This is a genomic window from Cryobacterium sp. W22_MBD10_FK3, assembly GCF_052113745.1.
In the GTDB taxonomy this organism is placed as follows: domain Bacteria; phylum Actinomycetota; class Actinomycetes; order Actinomycetales; family Microbacteriaceae; genus Cryobacterium.
This window is the reverse complement of record NZ_JBGQOH010000002.1, coordinates 275,443-295,234: the sequence shown is the minus strand read 5'-3', so window position 1 is coordinate 295,234 and position 19,792 is coordinate 275,443. Positions and strand designations below refer to the sequence as shown.

Below are 19,792 nucleotides of genomic sequence, written 5' to 3'. Positions count from 1 at the left end.
TGGCCGACGCGAGCTGCGGTCGCGGTGCTCACCGGCCGTGCCGAAGCAGTGCGGCGGTTTGTTGCCAGGTGGACGGCGACAGGATGGAGCCGCTGAGCCGGCCGGCGCAGCTCCGGTCGCGGCGCGGACGGAGGGTGGGCGCCAACAGGGCAGGCTCCTCCGCGGGTGCCGGCGGCACCAGGGTCGGGCCCCCGGATGCGGCGTGCAGCGACCTGGCGAAGGCCACCGCCGAGCGGTCGTTGGCGGAGTCGGCGCGGACGGGTCCGTGCTTGGCGACGGTTTCCTGCTCGGTCTCGGCGTCGTGCAGCACGCTGATCGACTGCTCGGTGACGCCGAGGACGTAACGGCGACCGTCGACATCCACCACGACCACGGAGGCCTTCTGGCCGAGGCCCTGCCTGCCCACAACCGTCACCAGATTGGCCGTGCGGGAGCCGGCGCCGCGGCTGAGGCGTCGTTGCAGCACCCAGAGCAGCCCGAGCACGACGGCCAGGGACAGGATCACACGCAGGGCGACGACAACGGTGTCCACCTAGGTGAGGCTCTCGGCGACGTCGAGGATCTGGGTGATCCGTACGGCGTAGTCCTGGTCGACGACGACGATCTCGCCGTGGGCGATCAGGCGACCGTTGAGGAGGATGTCGGCGGGCGATCCCACCGAGCGGTCCAGTTCGACCACGGCGCCGGGTTCGAGGGCGAGCACGTCGCGCACCGTCATGCGGGTGCGGCCGATCTCGACCGTGAGGGCCATTTCGACGTTGTTGATGCGGCCGAGGTTGCCCACGACGGTGCGGTCGCCGGTGGCGGCGGCCGTGCCGTTCTGGCGCAGGCGGATGGCGAACCAGCCGAGGGTCGCACCTCCGCCGACCAGGTCGAAGACCACGGTCTCCGGGTCGAGGAACAGCGTCGTGGCGTCGTCGATCCGGGCGTCGCCCAGAACGCCCAGGCCCAGGACGCCCGCTGCGCGCTCCAGGGCCGGACGGATGATGTCGTCCCTGGAGACGAGTGCGCTCTCGGCGCCGGCGCCGGCAGCCGCGTCGAGGGCGCCGGGGTCGGCGAGCACCACGGCGAGGTCGGCGGAGGTGGCCCCGACGAACGCGGCGACGACGGCTGCGGCCACCGCTCCCCCGGCCCGGCCGACGACCACGGCGCCTGCCCCGGCCGACGCTGTGAGAAGCGTCGGGGTGGGCAGCACCGTGATCAGGGCCTCGACGGCCGCACGCGCGACACCGTCGGCGAGCCCGGAGCCGGCATACGGTGACTGGGCGGAGGCGGAGCTTCGAAGCGTCATGGAGTCTTTTCCTCGGTGTCGATGATGATGCAAGCCAGGCGGGAACCCGTGGAGCCGACGGCCGCGCGGGCCAGGGTGCGACCATCCACCACCAGGTCGAGCGGCCGGTGGGTGGGATGCGGGATCGAGAGGACGTCGCCGACGGCGAGGTCCAGGATGGCGTTCGGCAGCACCCGCGCGTCTGCGAGCCGCAGCGACACGTCGACGGGCACCCAGCCGAGCTGCGCGCGCAGCAGGTCGACCGGCGGAACGGGCGACACCGGTGGACCCGGCTCGCCGAGCTGGGGCAGCAGGGCCTCGGCCGGCAGGGCGAGGGTGGCCGAGGTGGTCTTGTCGCCGACCCTGATGACGAAGGACGCCACGATCATCAGGTCGGAGGTGGCGGCCGCCTGCGCGAACTGCGAGTTGTACTGGATGCCGCCGACCGCGATGGGCAGCGTGAGCAGCGAGCCGAGGGAGTAGCGCAGGTCTTCGAGGGCGTCGTCCATCAGCCGGCGCACCAGGGCCTGTTCGATCTGGGTGAACGGGCGCTCCGGCGGGGTGGGCATGCCGGTGCCGCCCAGCATGTGGGCGACCCAGTACAGGGCAGCGGCCGAGGAGAACTGCAGCACGGCCTGGGCCTCAAGACCCTCGACCGTGCAGAGCACCATGGTGGTCGTGGCGGGCAGGGAGGAGGCGTACTCGTCGTAGCCGCTCATCACCACCTGCTCGCAGGTGACCTGGGAGATCACCCGCACCTGGGCGGTCAGCTGGGTGCCCCACTGCCTGGCGAAAGTCTCGAAGGCCAATTCCAGCACCCTGGCGTGGTCACGGGCCAGCGTCGTGGGGCGGCTGAAGTCGTAGACCTCCGCCGGGCGCGCCGGTTTTCCGGGCACGCCGGTGCTGATGTGTTCCTGGACCGTCACGACTGGCACTATCGGCAGGCTCGAAGCGGATGTTAGCGGCGTCGGCAAAGTCATCGCCGCCGATTGCTGCACGCGGGGCGCGGGTGTTCCGGCAAACTCAGTGCCCGGTGGTCGCCGCCTTGTCGCCGCCGGACTTCGCCGGCACGCTGCCTGCCGGAACCTTGTCGGACGGAACCTTGTCGGCCGGGGTCTTGTCGGCCGGGGTCTTGTCGGTCGGCGCGGGGGCATCCGGCACCGCCGACCCATCGAGCACCGACGGGATCAGGGCCCGCACGCTGTCGGGTTGGTTGGAGAGCATCACCACGTCGACCCGCCGGTTGCGTGCCATGGCGGCCAGGTCGTCACCCATGTCCACCGGCCGGGCGGAGCCGTAGCCGATCGCGCCGATGCGTTCCTGGGCCACCCCGGTGCGTTCCACCAGGTGCCGCAGTACCTGGGTGGCCCTGGCGCTGGAGAGTTCCCAGTCGGTCGGGTAGTTGATGGTCACGCCGTGCCTGTCTGCGTGACCCTCCACCGAGATCTCGCGCCCGCTGCCGGCCAGCACCGGTCCGATGGTGTCGAGCACTGAGACCGCCTGGCTGCTCAGGGTGGCGACATTGGGTTCGAAGAAGGTCTCCGACCCCACCAGGCCCACCGAGAGGCCGCGTTCGTCGATGGTGTATTCCACGAGGGTGTCGAGGCCGACCGCGGCCAGGGCGGCCTGCATGGCCTCCTGCGCCGCGGTGAGGTCGTCGACCTCGGCCAGGGCGAGTTCGAGGTCGGTCAGCCCGATCTCCTGGTTCACGGCGGGGGTGTCGACGAGGTCCGCCGGCACCACGATGCCCTCCGCGGTGTCGACCTTCCCGACGTCCACGGCGCCGAAGCCCGTGGCCAGGGAGTTCTTCAGCTGCACGAACTTGGCCTGGTCGACTGTCGACATGGCGAACAGCACGATGAACATGCACATCAGCACCGTGACCATGTCCATGTAGGAGGCCATCCAGCGCTCGTCGACGTGCTCCTCGTGTTCCTCTTCGAGGCCGCGACGCCGGCCCCGTGCGCTCACGCCGCCTTCTTGAGCGGCTTCGAGGAGGACTTGCCGGCCTTGGCGCCCTTGGCCGACTTGCCGGATGCTGCGGGCACCATCGCCTGCAGCCGCTCGCCGAGAAGGCGCGGCTGGCTGCCGGCTTGCACGGCCAGCGCGCCCTCCATGAGCAGGGTCATCCGCTCTGCCTCGATGTCGGAGAGTCGCTTGAGGCGGCTGCCGATCGGCAGCCAGAGGAAGTTCGCCGACAGGAGCCCCCACAGGGTGGCGACGAAGGCAGCCGCGATCATGGGGCCCAGGGTGGAGGGGGTGTCGAGGTTCTCCAAAACGTGGGTGAGCGAGATCACGGTGCCGATGATGCCGACGGTGGGCGCATAGCCGCCCAGGCTGGTGAAGAATTTGGCCGCGTTGCGGCTCGCCTTGGTGCGGGTCGCGATCTCGTCTTCGAGCAGGATGCGCAGTTCGTCACCGTCGGTGCCGTCGGCGATGTTCTGCAGTGCTCCGCGCAGGAACGGGTCGGTGATCTTGTCGGCCTCCTGCTCGAGGGCGAGGAGCCCCGAACTGCGGGCCTTCTCGGCCAGGCCCACGACCTGGTCGATCAGCTTCTGCGGCGGGGTGGTCTTGCCCAGGAACGCTCCGGGGAGCGCCTTGATGGCCTGAATGGTGTCTCGCAGGGTGCCGCCGGCGATGCCAACGGCAATGGTGGCGCCGAAGACCAGCACGATCGGGGCGGGCAGCAGGATCGCGGTGATGTGCGAGCCCTCGATGGTGATCATGGCGAAGAGCGCGCCGAATGCCAGCACGATGCCGATCAGGGTTGCGGGATCCATCTAGATTCTCCGGGGGCGCAGGGGGACAACGGCGTCCGGGCGGGTGTCGGGGCCAGCCTCTGGGGCACCCCCGGCGGGGCTTTTTCCGGCACTGTAGGCCAGGTTGATCACGTGGGCCCGGTAGGCGGCGATCTTCTCGATGACCTCGGCCAGGCTCTCGGTGACGATGAACTTGGCGCCATCCACCATCACCAGGGTGGTGTCCGGGTTCACGTGAATGCGTTCAATGAGGTCAGGATTAATCGCGAACTGACTATCGTTCAGCCTGGTTACAACGATCATGGACCCGTCCCTGGTTCCCGGACGACTCCAGCAGCCGTCAGCAACCACTGTCGGCCGCCTCCCCTGCTTCGTTAGTCACTGCGGTGTCGAAGCAAATCTGAGCGGTGAGGGAGTTATCCACAAGTTGACATTCACTCACACAAAGCTTCGAAATCGGGCTACATTCGTGGCATGACCAACCAATCCACCATCGCAGACACGTTCGCCGCTTCGCGCGGCGATGTGCTGATGGCTGCGGCCGGCGATGTGGCCCGGTTGGGCTCGTGCAGCACCGACTACGACGCTTTGTCGGATGCGGCGGTGCTGGCCGGGCAGAAGACTCTCGCCCGGGCCCAACGCGAGCTCGACACCCGCAAGGCGTGGATGGCGAAGACCCTGGCCCAGCGGTCCCGGTGGGAGCTGGGCCAGGCCGGCCTCGCGGCGCAGCAGGGCTTCCTCAACCCCGAGGCCCTGATCCAGGAGCTGACCGGCACCAGCAAGGTCGAGTCCCGCAAACTCGTGGGCGTGGGCCGGATGCTCGCCGAGACCGAAGACGCCGAGGCCCAGGCCGCCGCCGCGGAGGCCGAGGCGGCGCGGCGGTTGCTCGACGAGGCGATGAACCCGGCGCTGGATCCGGACTCCCCCGACGCCCTGGACCCGGTCGCTCCGCTGCTCGTGCCGGCACCGCTGCCCTGGCACGCACCGATCTCGCATGCCGTGACCGCCGGCACCCTCTCCATCGACGCCGCGCACGCCCTGCGCACCGGCCTCGGCGACGTCGACACCGTCGTCACCGGCCCGGTCCTCGCCCACGCCCTCGCCGAGCTGCTCACCGATGCCGCGTCGATGAACGTTGACCAGCTGCTCAAACGGGCCCGGCAGGCCCGCGACACCCTCGACGCGGCCGGTATCCGGGTGCGCGAACAGAAGGCCTGGGACGACCGCTACCTGCGTATCTGGACCCTGGGCACCGGCCAGGTCCGCGTCGACGGACTCTTCCCCGCCGAGCAGGGCGAGTTCATCAAGTCCACCTTCGACAGCCTCACCAGCCCCCGCCGCGGCGGCGTGCGCTTCGTCGACACCGACCGCGCCGCCTGGGCCAAACGAGTCACCGACGACCCCCGCACCACCACCCAGATCACCTGCGACGGCTTCATCGACCTGCTCAAAGCCGGCACAACCATCAACCCCAACGACATGCTCGGCGGCCGCCGCCCCGCGGTGCAGATCCTCACCACCGCCACCCCGGCCACCCGGCCCGCCACGCCCACCGAACACGCCGGAGCCGCCGGACCCGCCGGATCAGCCGCAGACGACATTCTGATCTGCCCGAGCGGCCAGACCGGCCACGGCTATATCGAGGGCAACACCGCCCCGGTCTCCCCCGAAACCATCGAACGCCTCATCTGCAACGCCGGAACCGTCGAGATCAGGGTCGACGAGTTCGACCGGCCCCTCAACGTCGGCCGCGAACAACGCCTCTTCACCCGGGCCCAACGCCGAGCCCTCGCCGCCCGCGACGGCGGCTGCCGATGGCCCGGCTGCGACCGACCACCCGCCTTCACCGAAGCCCACCACATCGAACACTGGCAACGAGACCACGGCCGAACCGACATCAACCAGGGCATCCTGCTCTGCCACGCCCACCACCTACTGCTACACAACCAGCACTGGCAGATCTTCGAAACCAACGGCCGGTACTGGCTCAGGCCACCCGCCACCATCGACCCCGGCCAGTCCCTGATCGACATGCTCAGCCACCACCGGCCGCGGCCCACCTGAGCCCGCCCCCACCGCCGATCGAGCCCGCCAAGATCCCCCGCGATCGCCGGTCTCGACCAGCTCGATCAACGAGGTGCGGAATCTCGCAGGCACCTCACCGGGTCTCGACGAGCTCGACCAACGGGGTGGGAACCGATCGCAGGCGCCTTACGAAGTCTCGACAAGCTTGGCCGACGCAGGGTCGCCAGCATCCGCTGATCGTGCCTGTCGAGATCCTGCGAGACGGTGCGCGTTCGCGACGCACCTCACCGGGTCTCGACAAGCTCGACCAACGTGGTGGGGGCCTTTCGCAGGCGCCTTACGAGGTCTCGACGAGCTTGGCCGACGCAGGGGCGCCACCATCCGCTGATCGAGCTTGTCGAGATCCCGCGAGACGGTGCACGTTCGCGACGCATCTCAGCAGGTCTCGACAAGCTCGACCAACAGTGGGGGAACCTTTCGCCGGCACCTTGCCGAATATCGACTCGGTCGACCGACGGGATCGGTCCCTTTCGCAGGCCCTTGATCCTCGGTAGTTTCCAGCTAGCGCTTGAGGTTGGTGAGCTCCTGCAGCACCTCGTCCGAGGTGGTGATGATGCGGGCGTTCGCCTGGAAGCCGCGCTGGGCGACGATGAGGTTGGTGAACTCCTGGGAGAGGTCAACGTTCGACATCTCCAGCGCACCGCCGGTGAGTGAGCCGAGTCCGGCCGAGCCGGGAGCGCCGAGCTCGGCGGTGCCGGAGTTGAAGGTAGCCCGGTAGCCGTTCGAGCCGGTCTTCTCCAGCCCGCCCGGGTTGGTGAAGGTGGCCAGGGCGATGCGGCCGAGAGCCTTCTGCTCGCCGTTGCTGAACAGTCCCACCAGGGTGCCGTCCTTAGCGAAGGAGTAGGACTCGAGCGAGCCGGGGGCGCTGCCGTCGGGCGAAGCCTTGACCGTGCTGATCCCGGCCATGGCCTCCAACTTGGCGAGGTCTACGGTCACGCCACCAGCGGCGGGGTCGCCGAGCACGAGCGGTCCTCCGGATGTGAGCACCTTTCCGGTGAAGACCAACTCTGCTGATGCCGTGCGGTCACCGTCGACCCCCGAGACGTTCCAGCCGGCGCCTGTCTCGGCCTTCGTGAAGGTCAAGGAGACCGTGCGGGCCGCCCCAGAGGCGTCGTAGACCTTGACGTCCCTCAGCAGTTGGGTGCCCTTAACTGCGTCGGATGGCAGCGTCCCGGTCATCGCGATCCCACTCGTCGCTTTGCCCGGGGTCACGGCGTTCACGGGCAGGGACAGATCCCCCACGGCGCCACCCTCGTTGACCACACCGTCCACTGCACCCCAGCCCTGCACGATCGCTCCCGACGGGGTGACGAGGCGGCCGGCGGCGTCGAAGTCGAAGGCGCCGGCCCGGCTGTAGACAGTTTCGCCGCCCTGCTGGGTAACGAAGAATCCGTCACCCGAGATGAGCATGTCGGATGCCTTACCGGTGGCCTGCGACGAGCCCTGGGCGAAGTTGGTGGCGATGCCAGCGACCTGCACGCCCAGGCCGACCTGCGCCGGGTTGGTACCTCCGGTCGTTGCACCGGGACCACCGGCGCCCTGCGTGAGCTGGGAGAGGGTGTCCTGGAACTGGGTGGCCGACGCCTTGAACGCGGTGGTGTTGACGTTGGCGATGTTGTTGCCGGTGACGTCGAGCATGGTCTGGTGGGCGCGAAGGCCTGAGATACCGGAGTAGAGGGAACGAAGCATGAGAGCTGCCTTTCAAGAGGTGCTGCTGAGGAGAACTGGGTAATGACGATCGGTCGTGCGGCGAGTGGCGGGTTCGCGGGGTGCGGACGCCGACCGGATCACCCGGTGGGGGCGGTCACCCCCGAGATTGCGTCGAGCGCGACCGTCGCCGTGCCTACGGTGACCTGAGGAACGGGCCCGGCGTAGGAGACGGCCGTCGCGATGCCGGTGATGCTCGTGCCGGCGGCATCCGTGTAGGTGACGCTCTGGCCGACGAGCGCGGCCGCGGCGGTGCGCATCTGCAGCGAGAAGTTCTCGTCGGCTGTCGTGGACAGGGCGGTGAGTTTCTCCATCATGGCCAACTGGGTGGTCTGGGCGATCATCTGGTTGGTGTCCATGGGCGAGCTCGGGTCCTGGTTGCGCAACTGGGCCACCAGGAGCGACATGAAGGCCTCAGAGTCGAGCGTCTGCTTGGGCGTGCGCACGGGGGTCGTCGCGTACATGCTGGCGGCGGCCGTCTCGGTGGCGTTCGCTGCGGCAGTTGATACGGAGCCAACGGCGTCGATGGTCATGGGATCTCGTTTCTGGTGGGCTGGGCGGGGTGCGGCGTCTGGGAGCAATGTGGCCGGGAGCGACGGGGCCGGGAGTGACGTGGCCTGTTCGGGTGTGATCGGGAGTGCCCGATGCCGGGACCCGACGTTGCCGGCACCGGATCAGGCGAGGACATCGACTCGTCCCCCGGCCGGCCGGGCCGGATCCACGGTGTCGCCGGCGGCGGTACCGTCTTGGCCTGCCGGCGACGCTCGAAGCCAGTGCTCCGCCGGTGCGGGTGCCCGCGGCCGACCATGCGCGCCGTTTGTGTCGCCGCCGAACCCCGCAGCGTCCTGGCCGACCTGGTCGGGCGCCGGGCGGTCCTGCCGCCCGGACCCGGCGTCGCCGGGCAAATTGCGGCTGGACAGGTCGAGGCTGGCCGGTAGGCCACCGCCGGCCAGATCGCGGCGCAGTTCGGGCAGGATCAGGCGCAGCGCCTCGCGGGCGGAATCGGTGGGAGCGAAGAGTTCAAGGCGCACGCCGGAGGAATTGATCTGGGCGCGCACGACCACGGGTCCGAGGTCGTCCGGCGAGACACTGATCGACATCGTGTGCTCGCCCGGCCCCGCAGCCGCGAGGCTGAACAGCGGGCGGGCCACCTGGCCGCTCAGGGGCACCGGCGTGGCCGTGGACCCCGGGGCGGTGGGCGCGGAGGCCACGCCGGTCGGTGCCGGGGCGGTCGCCGGTGTCGGCAGCGTTCCCGGTGCGCCGGCCAGTGCGGCGCCGGCTGTGCCGCCGGCTGTGCCGCTGGTGACCGGACCGGTTGTGGCTGCGAGATCTCCAGTCGGGATGCTCATGGCTGCGCCGTCCGCGCCTGCTATGTCAGAGGCTGCGACATCCCCGGCTGCAGCGGCTGTGGCTGCGGATGTGACGGGGATGTCGGTGGCGGCGCTGGCCATCTCGGTGAGGCTTCGGGCCGTGGCGCTCGTGGCCGCGAGGATCGTGGCCGTCGCCCCTGTAGCTGCAACGGTGCCGGCGTTCGCGGCCGACGTGCCCGGCGTTCCGACTCCCCCGTCCAGTCCGGTGGTTCCGACTCCCCCGGCTGACGCACCCGTGGTTCCGACTCCCCCGTCCAGTCCGGTGGTTCCGACTCCCCCGGCTGACGTACCCGTGGTTCCGATTCCTCCGGCTGCGGGGTGCGCCGCGGCGTCGGCTTGCACCGCGCCTTTCAGGGCAGTGGGGTGGTTTGCGGTGAGTGCGCCTGAAAGCGGCGGCTGGCCCGCGATCGGCGGGGTCGCCCCAGGGGCACCGGGCATGGTCGCGGTCGGGGTTGGTGGCAGAACCGGCAGACCTGTCGCGGATGCGGCTGACGATTGACCCGTTGCGGCGGGCCGGCCGGGCGTTTCCGCCGGAGCGGTGATTCCCGACGCGGCGCCAGCGGCGCCCAAGGTGTCCGTGCCGGTCGGTGTTGCAGTGCCGACCGGGACCCCCGAGTTGGTGTTGACTGCGCTGCCCGGCGCGTCGCCCGGCCGTGTCGGGGCGGAGCGCCACACGCCGGCGGCCGGCGCGTTGTCAACCAGCACACTGCCGGTCGGTGCGCCGGTATTCGGAACACCGCCCGCGAAACCGGGGCCGATCACACCGTCTCCGGTGCGCACGTCATCTGACCCGGCCCGGGATGGGTCGGAGCGATCCGGGTCTTCACCGCGGGCGGGAAGCGCGACGGCGGCGGGAGCGCGGGCCTCGCGGATATCGCGGGCAGCGGCGCGTGCGTCCGCCTGCCGCGCGGACTCTGCGGCCCGGTCGGCGGTGGCTCGCGCGCGGTCCGCGATGGTCGTGGACTCTGCGGCCCGGTCGGCGGCGGCTCGCGTGCGGTCCGCGATGGTCGTGGACGCAGCTGGCGCTCCTGCGGCCGGCGGGCGGGCCGGGGCATCCGAGGTGGTCAGAGCGCCGTGCAGCAAGCCGGCGAAGGTCGCGGCGCCGGTCTGCTGCGCACCGCGAGCTCCGCGCCCCGCGGAGGGCCCGGCATCAGCAGGCGTGCGCGACGGCAGGGCGACGGATGCGGGGCTCACGAGCTACGCCCCGTCGTGCTCAGCGCCGACGCCGACGAGCCGCCGTTGAACAGAGACGCGAAGGCTGCCGAGACGAGGTTGCTGGAGCTCCCGGCAGCACCGCTCCCGGCAGTGCCGCTCAGGGCAGTACCGCTCAAGGCCGTGCCGCTCAAGGCCGCCGACGCCGCCTGGTCGGGAATGACCCGGCGGATGGTGGTGATCTCGGAATCGTCCATGTAGGCCTCGACCTTGCACACCGTGCGCCCCGCATAGGGCGCGTGGATCACCTGGTTGTTGCCCGCGTAGATGAGGATGTGCTCGCCGCCACCGGTGACAATGAGGTCGCCGGGCTTCGCCTCGGCCAGCGATGCGACCTCGGTGCCGATGGTCATCTGTCCGGACACCAGGCGGGGAACCTCTATACCCATGTCGGCATACACCCGCTGCACCAGACCGGAGCAGTCCATGCCGGTGCCGTCCTCGCCGCCGAACACATAGGGCACACCCAGGTACTTCTCCGCGGCGGCGACGATGTCGGTGCCCGTGGCACCGGTGCTGTTGGGGATCGCTCCGGTCGTGGACGCACCTGTGGCCGCGGCCAACGCGTCGGCGAAGCTGGTCGCCGATGCCGCGCCGGTCGTTGCCGTCGTCGTGGCCGAGACCCGGCCGGCGGCCAGGTCGCTCAGCTGAACCAGCCTGGCCTGGATCTCGCCGACCCTGCTGAGCGCATCCGTCATCGTCATCGTTCGTCTCCCTGAGGTGCTGAGCCTGTACCGGTGGGTGCCGTGCTGCCTTGGCCCGCGCGCTGCTCGCCGAGCCGGCGGTGCCACCCCGTCGACGCGATCTCGTCAATGACGGCCTGTTCGGCGTGCAGGTCTTCCGCGGCAATCGCGGTGCCGTGGCGGTCCTCGAGTTTTTCCAGGCTCACCGCTGCGGCCTTTCGGGCGTCGAACTCGCGTTGCGCGTCGACCTGGCCCTGCTGGGCCACGACGTCAAGGGCGGCCAACTCGGCCAGCATGCTGCGCGACGACGCCCGGGCGGCCGCGATGGCGTAGAGGGTGTCGGCACCGGTCGGGCTGATCGGCAGGTGTTCGAGCGCGGCCCTGGTCTCGTCGATGCGGGTCGCGGCCGCTCGCAGCCGTGCGTTGGCCACGGAGAGCTCCGCCGCGGCCTGGTCCTGCTGCAGGTGCCGCAGGCGCAGGAGGCCTGCGAGCGAGAATTGCCGGTTCATCGGTCACCGCCGAGCAGTCGGGTGAGCGCGGTGAGGCGGTCCCAGGCCTGCGCGGCCGGGGTGTGTTCATCCATCCGCTGTTGCAGGAAGGCGGTGATGGCGCCGTCGTGGTCGACGGCCGCGTCCACCAACGGGTTGGTTCCCCGACGGTAGGCGCCGACGTCGATCAGGTCTTGTGCGGAGCGTCGGGCGGCGAGCACGGCCCGCAAGCGGCCGGCCGCCGCGGCCTGCTCTGGCGTGGTGACGCGGGTGGCCACCCTGGAGATCGAGCCGAGGGCGTCGACGGAGGGAAAGTGGCCGAGGACGGCGAGCTTGCGGTCGAGCACCACGTGACCGTCGAGGATGGAGCGGGCGGCATCGGCGATGGGTTCGTTGTGATCGTCACCGTCGACGAGCACAGTGTAGATGCCGGTGATCGAGCCGACCTGGTCGGTGCCGGCCCGTTCGAGCAGCCGGGCGAGCAGGGAGAAGGTGGACGGCGGGTAGCCGCGGGTGGCAGGCGGTTCACCGGCCGAGAGACCGATCTCGCGCTGGGCCATGGCCACCCGGGTGAGCGAGTCCATCATGAGCATGACGTCGGCACCGCGGTCGCGGAACGACTCGGCGATGCGGGTGGCGACGAACGCGGCGCGCAGTCGCATCATGGCCGGTTCGTCCGAGGTGGACACGACCACGATCGACCGGGCCAGGCCCTCCTCGCCGAGGTCGTCTTCGAGGAACTCGCGCACCTCACGTCCGCGCTCCCCCACCAGCGCGATCACCGACACCTCGGCATCCGTGCCGCGGGCGATCATCGACAGCAGCGACGACTTGCCCACGCCGGAGCCGGCGAACAGGCCCATCCGCTGCCCCTTGCCCACTGTGGTGAGGGTGTCGAGCACCCGCACGCCCAGTTGGAGCGGGGACTGGATGCGCGAGCGCGCCATGGCAGACGGGCTCTCGTTGTCGAGGGAGACGCGCTGCGCGACCACCAGCGGACCCTTGCCGTCGATCGGGCGACCCAGGCCGTCGATCACCCGGCCCAGCAGGCCGCGCCCGGTGGGCACCAGGTATCCGGCGCTGCTCGCGCGCACAGGGTCACCTACGCGGATGCCGGTGAGTTTGGCGAGCGGCATGCACCGCATGCCGTCCGGAGTGGTGGCGACGACCTCGGCGTCCACCCCGGTCGAGGGCCCGGTCGGAGCGCCGGTCGAGGCGCCGGTCGAGGCGCCGGTCGGAGCGCCGGTGCCCCCGATCAGCACCAGGTCGCCGATGGCGCCGTTCAGGCCCCGCACGTCGACGCTCAGGCCGACGATCGACGACACCACGCCCACCCGCTCGGGGCGTGCCACCGCGAGGGCACGCGCCAGGCGGTCGGTGGTGTCCGGTCGGGTCAGGCTCATGCCGGTCCTGTCCCGAGGGCCGCGCGGGCGCGGGCCAGGGCGCTGCCGATCCGGGCGTCGAGGTAGCCGTCGGGAAACTCGCTGACGGCATCCCCACGCGCCAGGCCGGCATCCGCCACGAAGGTGACCCCGCCGTGCACCGCGGCCCGCTCGTCGAGCACGGCCAGGTCGAGGGGGTGCAGCCGCACGGTGTGGCTGACGGGGCGGGCACCGGCGGCGGCGTGGTCGGCCCGGGCGAGAGCGAACCGCACCGCATTCGCCTCGTCGGCGAGTGCGTGCCCGATGATCGTCTCGGCCAGGTCGATGGCGGCGTCGAGAAGGGTGTCCTCGACATCGCTGAGCACCGGAAGGGTGCGCTGGTCCAGGGCCCTGGCGGCGGCGTGCAGCACGGCCAGGCCGTGGTCCCGGCCGAGCGCGGTGGCGCGCATCAGCTCGGCGTGTTCGGCCTCGAGCTGAGCCAGGCGGGCCCGCACGGCCTCGTCGGCTGCCCGTAGCCCTTCGGTGTAGCCGGCGGCGTGGCCCCTGGCCCGCCACTGCTGCTCCAGCCTGGCGCGGTCCTCGTCGCGGTCGCGGCGGGGGCCGGTGAGCTGGTCGCCGAGGGTGGGGAACACCAGGGCTGCGAAGTCGTTTTCTGCCGCGTTCTCGGGCTGGATCGGGGAGAAGGCCGCACCGGCTGCCGCGTTAGACAACGAAGTCGTCCTCGTCGGCGCGCTGCACGGTGATGGCCCCCTGCGCGGCCAGGTCGCGGATCGACCGCACGATGGTGGCGCGGGCCTCCTCCACCTGCGAGACCCGCACCGGACCGAGGCCGGTGACCTCGTCGTTCAGGATGTCGCGGTTCCGCTCGGACAGGTTGCGCTGGATGATGTCGACGACCAGCTCGGTGGAGCCTTTCATGGCCACGGCGAGTACGGCGGCGTCGATGCCGCGCAGCACCAGCTGCACATCCCGGTTCTCGAGTTTGACGATGTCGGCGAAGGTGAGCATGCGCGAGCGCACCTCTTCAGCGAGCACCGGGTCGCGTTCGTCGAGCGCCTCGAGCAGGGCCCGTTCGGTGTTGATGTCGGCCCGGTTGATGATCTCCACCAGCGGCTGCACACCGCCGACGACCTCGGCAGAGTCGCGGGAGGCGGCGACGGCGCCGATGCGCTTCTTGAGGATGTCGGTGACCACCCGCACGGCCTCCGGCGTGGCCGGTCCGGTGGAGGCGATGCACTGCGCGACGTCGGTGCGCACCGGGGCGTCCAGGCCGGAGAGGATCGCGGAGGCGTGCTCAGGGCGCAGGTGCGCGAGCACCAGCGCGATGGTCTGCGGCAATTCGCCGTCGAGCAGGGCGAGCACCTGCATCGCGTCGACGGTGTCGAGGAACTCGAACGCCTTGCCGGCCATGGAGGTCGCCACCCGGCTCATCACCCCGGCCGCCCGCTCGGCGCCGAAGGACTTCTCCAGCAGCCCGATCGCCATGGCGTGGCCGCCGCGGGGGTTGCGGCCACCGACAGTGGTGAGCTCGTGGAACTCGGCGACGGCGCTGTCCATGACCGACGCGTCAATCCGGCGCAGCTGCACGATCTCGGCGATGATCTCGGCCGCTTCGGTCTCGGAGAACTGCTTCATCACCTCGGAGGCGCGTTGCTGGTCCATGGTCATCAGAACCACGGCCACCTTCTGCGTGCCGGTCAGCGGGGTTTTCGAGTCGATCATGCCGGCTGCCTGTCATCCATCAGGCCACGCAGCATCTCGGCGGCCATCTGCGGGTCGCGCAGGGCGAGGGCGTCGATGTCGGCGACCCGCTGGTCACCGCCGGTCAGACCGCCGCCCACGGGGCCTGCGCTCACCGGAAGCACCTGGGTCGGCACCGAATCGATGTGCAACGGCACCATCTGCGGCGGGAGCGCGAACGGAACCGTGGGCGCATCCAGCTCGGACCGCGCCTGCACGAGGTCGCTCAGCTCGATGGCCTGGCGGCTCTGCCGGCGTGAGCGTCTGGCGTAGAGGATGAGTCCGAGCACGAAGGCGATGACGGTGCCGCCCACGATCAGGCCCATCTGCAGGATGCCGGCGTTGCGGGCGGCTTCCTCGGCTGCGGCGGCCTCGGCGAGGGCCGCGGCGGCGGCATCGGCGCCGGCGGCGTTGAAGCTGACGACCTCCACGGTGACGGCGTCGCCCCTGGCCACGTCGATGCCCGCCGCTGAGGACACCAGGTTCGTGACGTCGGCCACGTTGAGGTCCTCGGCGACGGCCGAGTTCACGGCCACCGAGACGGTCTGCCGGTTGATCTCCCCCGCGGGCACCGTGCGTGTCTCGGTGACCTTGTTGATGGCGTTGTTGCGGGTGGTGTCTTCGGAGGTGAAGGTGCCGTCTGCGGTGGTTCCGGCGGGAACGGCGATGTTGTCCGGTCCGAGCACGCCGGCCGCGGCCTCCCCGCCGCCGGTGTACGACTCGGTCGCCACGGCCTCGTTGAGGGCCGGGGCGTCCTCGGGAAGCGTGAACGACTCCTCCACAACCTGGGCGCTCTGGTAGCTCATGTCGGCGGCGACCACCACGGTGGCGTTGCCAGGCCCAACGACCTTGTCGAGCATGGACTGCACCGAGCCGCGCACGCGCTCCTCGTAGTCGCTGGCCTGCTGGCCGGCCGAGCCGGTGGCTCCAACTCCCACGGCGGAGAGCACCACCCCGGCGGCGTCGATGACGGCGACATCAGTGGGCTTCATGCCGTCGATCGACGCGCTGGTGAGGTGCACGATCGACTGCACCTGATCGGCGTTGAGGGTGACACCGTTCTGGGTACCCACAAAGACGGAGGCGGTGGGGTCGTTGGTCTCCTCGGTGAACACCGTGGCCTCGGGGATCGCCAGCCGCACCGACGCGGTCTGCACCCCCTTCATGGCTTCGATGGTGGCGGCGAGTTCGCCCTCGAGCGCCCGCTTGTAGGTGACCGACTGCTGGAATTCGGAGGCCGTGACCCCCATGGTGTCCAGCAGCGAGTAACCGCCGGTGCTGGAGGTGGGCAGGCCGGCTGCGGCCGACTTGAGCCGCTGGTCGTAGACGTCGGCCTCCGGCACCAGGATGGTGGCTCCCCCGTCGCTGAGCTCGTAGGCGACCCCGTCGGTGCGCAGCTGCTCCACGATGGTGTTGGCGTCGGCGCCGCTCAGGCCCGAGTACAGCGGCGTGTAGGCCGGCTGGGTGGCCCACATCGTGAGAGCTGCGATGCCGAGCGCCAGCACGGCCACGCCGATGATGGCCATGGTGCGCTGGGCGATGGTGAACTCGCGGATCGTGTTGCCGAACCGCCGGAAGACCGAGCTGATCTGGGCGGGCATCAGGCCTGCATCCTCATGATGTCGTTGAACGCTTCGACGCCCTTGTTACGCACGGCGGCGACCAGTTCGAGGGTGACCGCCGCACGCGACGACGCGATGGTGGCGGTGTGGATGTCGTCGAGGTCGCCGGTCACGGCCTGGATGGCGAGGCTGTTGGAGGTGGACTGCAGCTGCTGCAGGTTGTTCACGGCGCCGGTGAGGGCGCTGGCGAAGCCGGTGTCAGTGGACTCGGCGGCGCTCACGGCGGTGCTTGCGGGCAGGTACGACGTGGCGCTGACGGCGGGCGCCGAGCCGATGGCGGGAATGGTCATCAGTTGCGTCCGATCTGCAGGGCGGCTTCATAGGAGGTCTTGGCGCGGTCGATCACGGCGGCGTTGGCCTGGTAGCCGCGCTGGGCCATGATCAGCTCGCCCATCTGTTCGGCCATGTCGATGTCGGGGCGGCGCACGTAGCCGTCGGCATCCGCGATCGGGTTGTCGGGTTCGTAGACCAGCAGGCCCTCGGCGTCGCCCAGCGCGGTGCCGGCCACGTAGGCACCCGACACGCCCTCGCCCTCCTGGGCGACGATGTAGCGGGCCTGGAAGGCGTCGCCGGAGGTGGCCGTGGCGGTGTTGACGTTGGCGAGGTTGTCGGCCACGGCGTCGAGCCACTTGCGGTGCAGGGTGAGGCCGGTGCCGGCGATGCCGAGAGCGTCGAGGCCCATCAGCTGGTCCGGAGCGCTGCGCGCATGCTCGAGTCGGCGCCGGCGACGGCCTGGGCCGCGAACTGGTAGCGCAGCACGGTGTCGATGTTCGAGACCGTTTCGGTGTCGAGGTTCACGTTGTTGCCGTCGAGCCGCGTCGGTTCGAGAGAGCGGGCGGTGCTGGCCGCGCTGTGGCCGTCGCCGGCCTGCACGGATTTGGCCAGGGCGTCCTCGAACGAGACCCGCTGGGCCGTGTAGCCGGGGGTGTTCACGTTCGCGATGTTGTTCGCGATGGTGCGCTGGCGCAGGGCCAGTCCGTCCAGGGCGCTGGTCAGCGCCGCGGTGGTCACGGATTCGATCACGCTAGGCCCGTTTCGTCGTCAAAAAAACAGACGGCCGATCCGTGGCCTGGGGTGAGCAATCCGTGCTCATCCTCAGCTATCGGCCGTCATCGGCGGCGCGTTAGCAGTTGGGAGGGGGTTTTCCGCAGAAAGTTCTGTCGGGTCAGCCCGCGATGTCCAGGTAGACGGGCTGGTCGGAGCGGTGGGTGGAGAGGATGGTGCGCACGGCGGCGAGGTGGGCGCCGGCCGAGCGGCGCGCATCCTCGATCTCGCGGATCAGCTCGAGCTGCCCGGTGAGCAGCATCCGGGCCCGCTCTTCGAGTTCGCGCGGCAGCTGGCCGATGTGCTCTGGCGCCCGCCACTGCACCCCGGTCACGAGCTGGCCGCCCTGGGCGGAGAGCACGGCATCCCTGGCGCCGCTGCCGAGGCTCGCCTCGAGGTCGTCGAGCACCCGCAGCCATTCGGCGTTGCTGGTGCGGAGCTCGCCAGGGGCTGCTGTGACCGGACGGGTGCTGTGCGGCCGGGCGCTGCTGGAGTGGACGTCAGGCGACTCCACGGTAACCCTCTGCACTGGTTGCGACTTGGGGGGCGGGCAGCGCGCCGGCTGCCTCGTGCCAGGCCTGGCGGAGCGGCTCGAGCAGCACGATGCTCTCGCGGGTGCGGGCCACGTCGCGGTTGATGTTCGCGGCGATCAGGGCGTTCGACACGTAGGTGTAGATGGCCAGGAGCCCGTCGGCGCCGTCCCAGGCTGTGACGTTCAACGAGGTGGTGAGTTCGTCGACGATGGCCTGGGCGTGCAGCAGGTTCTCGGATGCGGTCGGCCAGTTCTGGCCGTCCTGCGCGGCTTCCGCACGGGCGAGGTCGAGCATCAGCCTGTCGTAGAGCATGGTGAGCAGGCGCACCGGGGTGGCCGAGAGCACGGCCTCGCGGTTGAGCTTGGCCCGCTTGGCCTGCGCGGCAGCCAGCTGGGCCGCTGATGGCTCAGCTGCGGCCTGCTGGGAAGCGAAGAGCTGCGGCGCTGAAAGTTGGGGCGTGAGCAGTGCTGTGGTCATCAGCTTGAACTTCCTGTGTAGGCGTCGGGGAGGGAAGCGATCTGCGAGGTGAGCCAGGCGGACTGAGTCTTCAGCTCCCCTAGTCTGGATTCCATCGCGGTGTAGGTGCGTTCGAGTGAGGCGCGCTTGGCGTTGAGCCTGAGGTCCCAGTCGCTGATCTCCAGGCCCATGGTGCGCACTTGGGACTGCCCGCTGGTGACGGTGGCGGTGAGTGTGCCGTCGTACTTGTCGGAAGCGGTGGCCGCGGCGCTCGCTACCCGGCCGGAGATCTCCTGCACGGTCTTCATCGTGCCGACCGGGTCCTTGGCCAACGCGGCGGCGAACTTCTCGGCGTCGAATTCCAGGGTGCCCGACTTGGTGATGCTGATGCCGATCTCCGACGGCGAGCGGCCGTCGACGGGCATCGACGCCGCGGAGAGCAGGTTCTGCTTGACCGTGCGGATGGTGCTGTCGCCGGCGAAGAGCCCGGCCGTGGTGACGCTCTTGCCGGTGGAGTCTGTCGTGGTCGAGACCGCAGACCGGTTGGTGATGACGGCGAAGATGTCGTTCAGGCTGCCGACCAGGCCCTTGGCCATCGTGCTGATGGCGGCGTCGTCCCTGGTCACGGTGAGCGTGACCGGTGTGGTGGAGACCGCTTGGACGGTCACATCCAGGCCGGGCAGCAGGTTGGTGAAGGTGTTGCTGCCCGAGGTGATCGTCTGTGCGGCCGCGGTGCCGGCCCACAGCGTGACCTGGGCATCCTGGGCGGCCTTGACCTGCGTGGTCGGAACCGTGCCCCCGGTGAGGGTGAATGACGCGGCGGCGCCCGGTGCGGCACTGCTGAACTGCACCCGGAAGCCGTCGGCGCCCACGGCCACCTTGGTGGCGGTGATGCCGAGCCCGGCCGCGTTGACGGCGGTGACGACGTCCTCGAGCGAGGTGGATGCCGGGGTGAGCACTGTGGCTTTTCCGGCGGCGTCCGTGAGGGTGAGGGTGGCGTCGGGCCAGGCGGTGAGGGGCCCGGTGACGGTGACCTGGTTCTGGGCGAGCCGGCCCACCGTGATGTCGAGCACCCCGGCAGCGGCGCCGGTGGTCGTGGTCGCGGTGACCTGGCTGGAACTGCTGGTGGCGCTGTAGAGGTCGTAGCTGGCGGGCTTGGCGGCCTTGGTGGCGGCGTCGTTGAGAGCGGCGACCTGGGTGTTCAACCCCTGCACGGCGGTGGTGTAGTTCTGGGCGGCGGTGACCTTGCCCTTCAGCAGCGTCTGCGGGATCGCCTCGACCGCGATGAGGTTGTTGATCAGAGTCGTGGTGTCCTGACCACTGATCAGGCCATCGATGGAGAGTCCCATGGGCGCCGTGTCCGTTTCGTTGTCTGCGGGTGTGCGAGTGGCCGGCGGCCCGCTCGGTCTGAGGTCCAGGTCAGAACGTGCGTGCCACCGGC

The 19,792-nt window shown here is 70.3% G+C and carries 22 protein-coding genes; 1 reads left to right on the top strand and 21 read right to left on the bottom strand.

Going from position 1 to position 19,792, the window contains the following annotated elements; translation table 11 throughout:
* Positions 1-28: 28 nt before the first annotated feature.
* The 6 genes from fliO to ACEN2M_RS04310 all read right to left on the bottom strand — a co-directional run bounded on the left by fliO (position 29) and on the right by ACEN2M_RS04310 (position 4,332).
* The gene (gene fliO, locus ACEN2M_RS04335) at positions 29-532 is read right to left on the bottom strand and encodes a flagellar biosynthetic protein FliO (RefSeq protein ID WP_441646905.1); all 504 of its coding nucleotides are present in this window, start codon (positions 530-532) and stop codon (positions 29-31) included.
* Positions 533-1,291 (bottom strand): flagellar motor switch protein FliN, encoded by a 759-nt coding sequence (fliN, locus tag ACEN2M_RS04330; protein ID WP_441646904.1) that lies wholly within the window; start codon positions 1,289-1,291, stop codon positions 533-535.
* A complete protein-coding gene (locus ACEN2M_RS04325; RefSeq protein ID WP_441646903.1) occupies positions 1,288-2,196 on the bottom strand; it encodes a flagellar motor switch protein FliM in 909 nt (302 codons plus the stop codon). The genes fliN and ACEN2M_RS04325 overlap by 4 nt, the downstream gene beginning before the upstream one ends.
* Before the next feature lie 97 nt (positions 2,197-2,293).
* Positions 2,294-3,241, bottom strand: coding sequence for a flagellar motor protein MotB (locus tag ACEN2M_RS04320; protein ID WP_441646902.1), 948 nt, complete (start codon positions 3,239-3,241; stop codon positions 2,294-2,296).
* On the bottom strand, positions 3,238-4,050 hold the full coding sequence (locus tag ACEN2M_RS04315; protein WP_441646901.1) for a motility protein A: 813 nt from the start codon (positions 4,048-4,050) through the stop codon (positions 3,238-3,240). Before ACEN2M_RS04315 ends, ACEN2M_RS04320 begins: the two co-directional genes overlap by 4 nt.
* Positions 4,051-4,332: a flagellar FlbD family protein gene (locus tag ACEN2M_RS04310; protein WP_441646900.1), complete on the bottom strand. Its 282-nt coding sequence runs from the start codon at positions 4,330-4,332 to the stop codon at positions 4,051-4,053.
* A 171-nt stretch (positions 4,333-4,503) separates the two neighbouring features.
* Here ACEN2M_RS04310 and ACEN2M_RS04305 point away from each other — a divergent pair, with 171 nt between their 5' ends.
* Positions 4,504-6,093 carry a DUF222 domain-containing protein gene (locus ACEN2M_RS04305; RefSeq protein ID WP_441646899.1) on the top strand — a complete coding sequence of 530 codons (1,590 nt, stop codon included), beginning with the start codon at positions 4,504-4,506 and terminating at the stop codon, positions 6,091-6,093.
* A 522-nt stretch (positions 6,094-6,615) separates the two neighbouring features.
* Here the strand turns inward: ACEN2M_RS04305 and ACEN2M_RS04300 are convergent.
* From ACEN2M_RS04300 to fliD, 15 genes are all read right to left on the bottom strand, one after another.
* On the bottom strand, positions 6,616-7,803 hold the full coding sequence (locus ACEN2M_RS04300) for a flagellar hook protein FlgE (protein WP_441646898.1): 1,188 nt from the start codon (positions 7,801-7,803) through the stop codon (positions 6,616-6,618).
* A gap of 98 nt (positions 7,804-7,901) precedes the next feature.
* Positions 7,902-8,354 carry a flagellar hook assembly protein FlgD gene (locus tag ACEN2M_RS04295; protein ID WP_441646897.1) on the bottom strand — a complete coding sequence of 151 codons (453 nt, stop codon included), beginning with the start codon at positions 8,352-8,354 and terminating at the stop codon, positions 7,902-7,904.
* 141 nt (positions 8,355-8,495) lie between these two features.
* On the bottom strand, positions 8,496-10,385 hold the full coding sequence (locus ACEN2M_RS04290; protein WP_441646896.1) for a flagellar hook-length control protein FliK: 1,890 nt from the start codon (positions 10,383-10,385) through the stop codon (positions 8,496-8,498).
* Complete coding sequence (locus tag ACEN2M_RS04285) at positions 10,382-11,107, bottom strand: C40 family peptidase (RefSeq protein WP_441646895.1); 726 nt, start codon at positions 11,105-11,107, stop codon at positions 10,382-10,384. The genes ACEN2M_RS04290 and ACEN2M_RS04285 overlap by 4 nt, the downstream gene beginning before the upstream one ends.
* Complete coding sequence (locus tag ACEN2M_RS04280; protein WP_441646894.1) at positions 11,104-11,595, bottom strand: flagellar FliJ family protein; 492 nt, start codon at positions 11,593-11,595, stop codon at positions 11,104-11,106. Before ACEN2M_RS04280 ends, ACEN2M_RS04285 begins: the two co-directional genes overlap by 4 nt.
* On the bottom strand, positions 11,592-12,977 hold the full coding sequence (locus ACEN2M_RS04275; protein ID WP_441646893.1) for a FliI/YscN family ATPase: 1,386 nt from the start codon (positions 12,975-12,977) through the stop codon (positions 11,592-11,594). The genes ACEN2M_RS04280 and ACEN2M_RS04275 overlap by 4 nt, the downstream gene beginning before the upstream one ends.
* Positions 12,974-13,666 carry a FliH/SctL family protein gene (locus ACEN2M_RS04270; protein WP_441646892.1) on the bottom strand — a complete coding sequence of 231 codons (693 nt, stop codon included), beginning with the start codon at positions 13,664-13,666 and terminating at the stop codon, positions 12,974-12,976. Before ACEN2M_RS04270 ends, ACEN2M_RS04275 begins: the two co-directional genes overlap by 4 nt.
* Positions 13,659-14,678: a flagellar motor switch protein FliG gene (fliG, locus tag ACEN2M_RS04265; RefSeq protein ID WP_441646891.1), complete on the bottom strand. Its 1,020-nt coding sequence runs from the start codon at positions 14,676-14,678 to the stop codon at positions 13,659-13,661. Before fliG ends, ACEN2M_RS04270 begins: the two co-directional genes overlap by 8 nt.
* Complete coding sequence (gene fliF / locus ACEN2M_RS04260; RefSeq protein ID WP_441646890.1) at positions 14,675-16,297, bottom strand: flagellar basal-body MS-ring/collar protein FliF; 1,623 nt, start codon at positions 16,295-16,297, stop codon at positions 14,675-14,677. Before fliF ends, fliG begins: the two co-directional genes overlap by 4 nt.
* Positions 16,297-16,608, bottom strand: a complete 312-nt coding sequence (gene fliE / locus ACEN2M_RS04255) for a flagellar hook-basal body complex protein FliE (protein WP_441646889.1) — start codon at positions 16,606-16,608, stop codon at positions 16,297-16,299. The genes fliF and fliE overlap by 1 nt, the downstream gene beginning before the upstream one ends.
* Complete coding sequence (locus ACEN2M_RS04250) at positions 16,608-17,000, bottom strand: flagellar basal body rod protein FlgC (RefSeq protein ID WP_441646888.1); 393 nt, start codon at positions 16,998-17,000, stop codon at positions 16,608-16,610. Before ACEN2M_RS04250 ends, fliE begins: the two co-directional genes overlap by 1 nt.
* Entirely contained in the window at positions 17,000-17,341 is a 342-nt protein-coding gene (locus ACEN2M_RS04245) for a flagellar basal body rod protein FlgB (protein WP_441646887.1), read from the bottom strand. Before ACEN2M_RS04245 ends, ACEN2M_RS04250 begins: the two co-directional genes overlap by 1 nt.
* A gap of 142 nt (positions 17,342-17,483) precedes the next feature.
* On the bottom strand, positions 17,484-17,876 hold the full coding sequence (locus ACEN2M_RS04240; protein ID WP_441646886.1) for a hypothetical protein: 393 nt from the start codon (positions 17,874-17,876) through the stop codon (positions 17,484-17,486).
* Positions 17,863-18,372: a flagellar export chaperone FliS gene (gene fliS, locus ACEN2M_RS04235; protein WP_441646885.1), complete on the bottom strand. Its 510-nt coding sequence runs from the start codon at positions 18,370-18,372 to the stop codon at positions 17,863-17,865. Before fliS ends, ACEN2M_RS04240 begins: the two co-directional genes overlap by 14 nt.
* Positions 18,372-19,700: a flagellar filament capping protein FliD gene (gene fliD / locus ACEN2M_RS04230; protein ID WP_441646884.1), complete on the bottom strand. Its 1,329-nt coding sequence runs from the start codon at positions 19,698-19,700 to the stop codon at positions 18,372-18,374. The genes fliS and fliD overlap by 1 nt, the downstream gene beginning before the upstream one ends.
* Positions 19,701-19,792 lie beyond the last annotated feature (92 nt).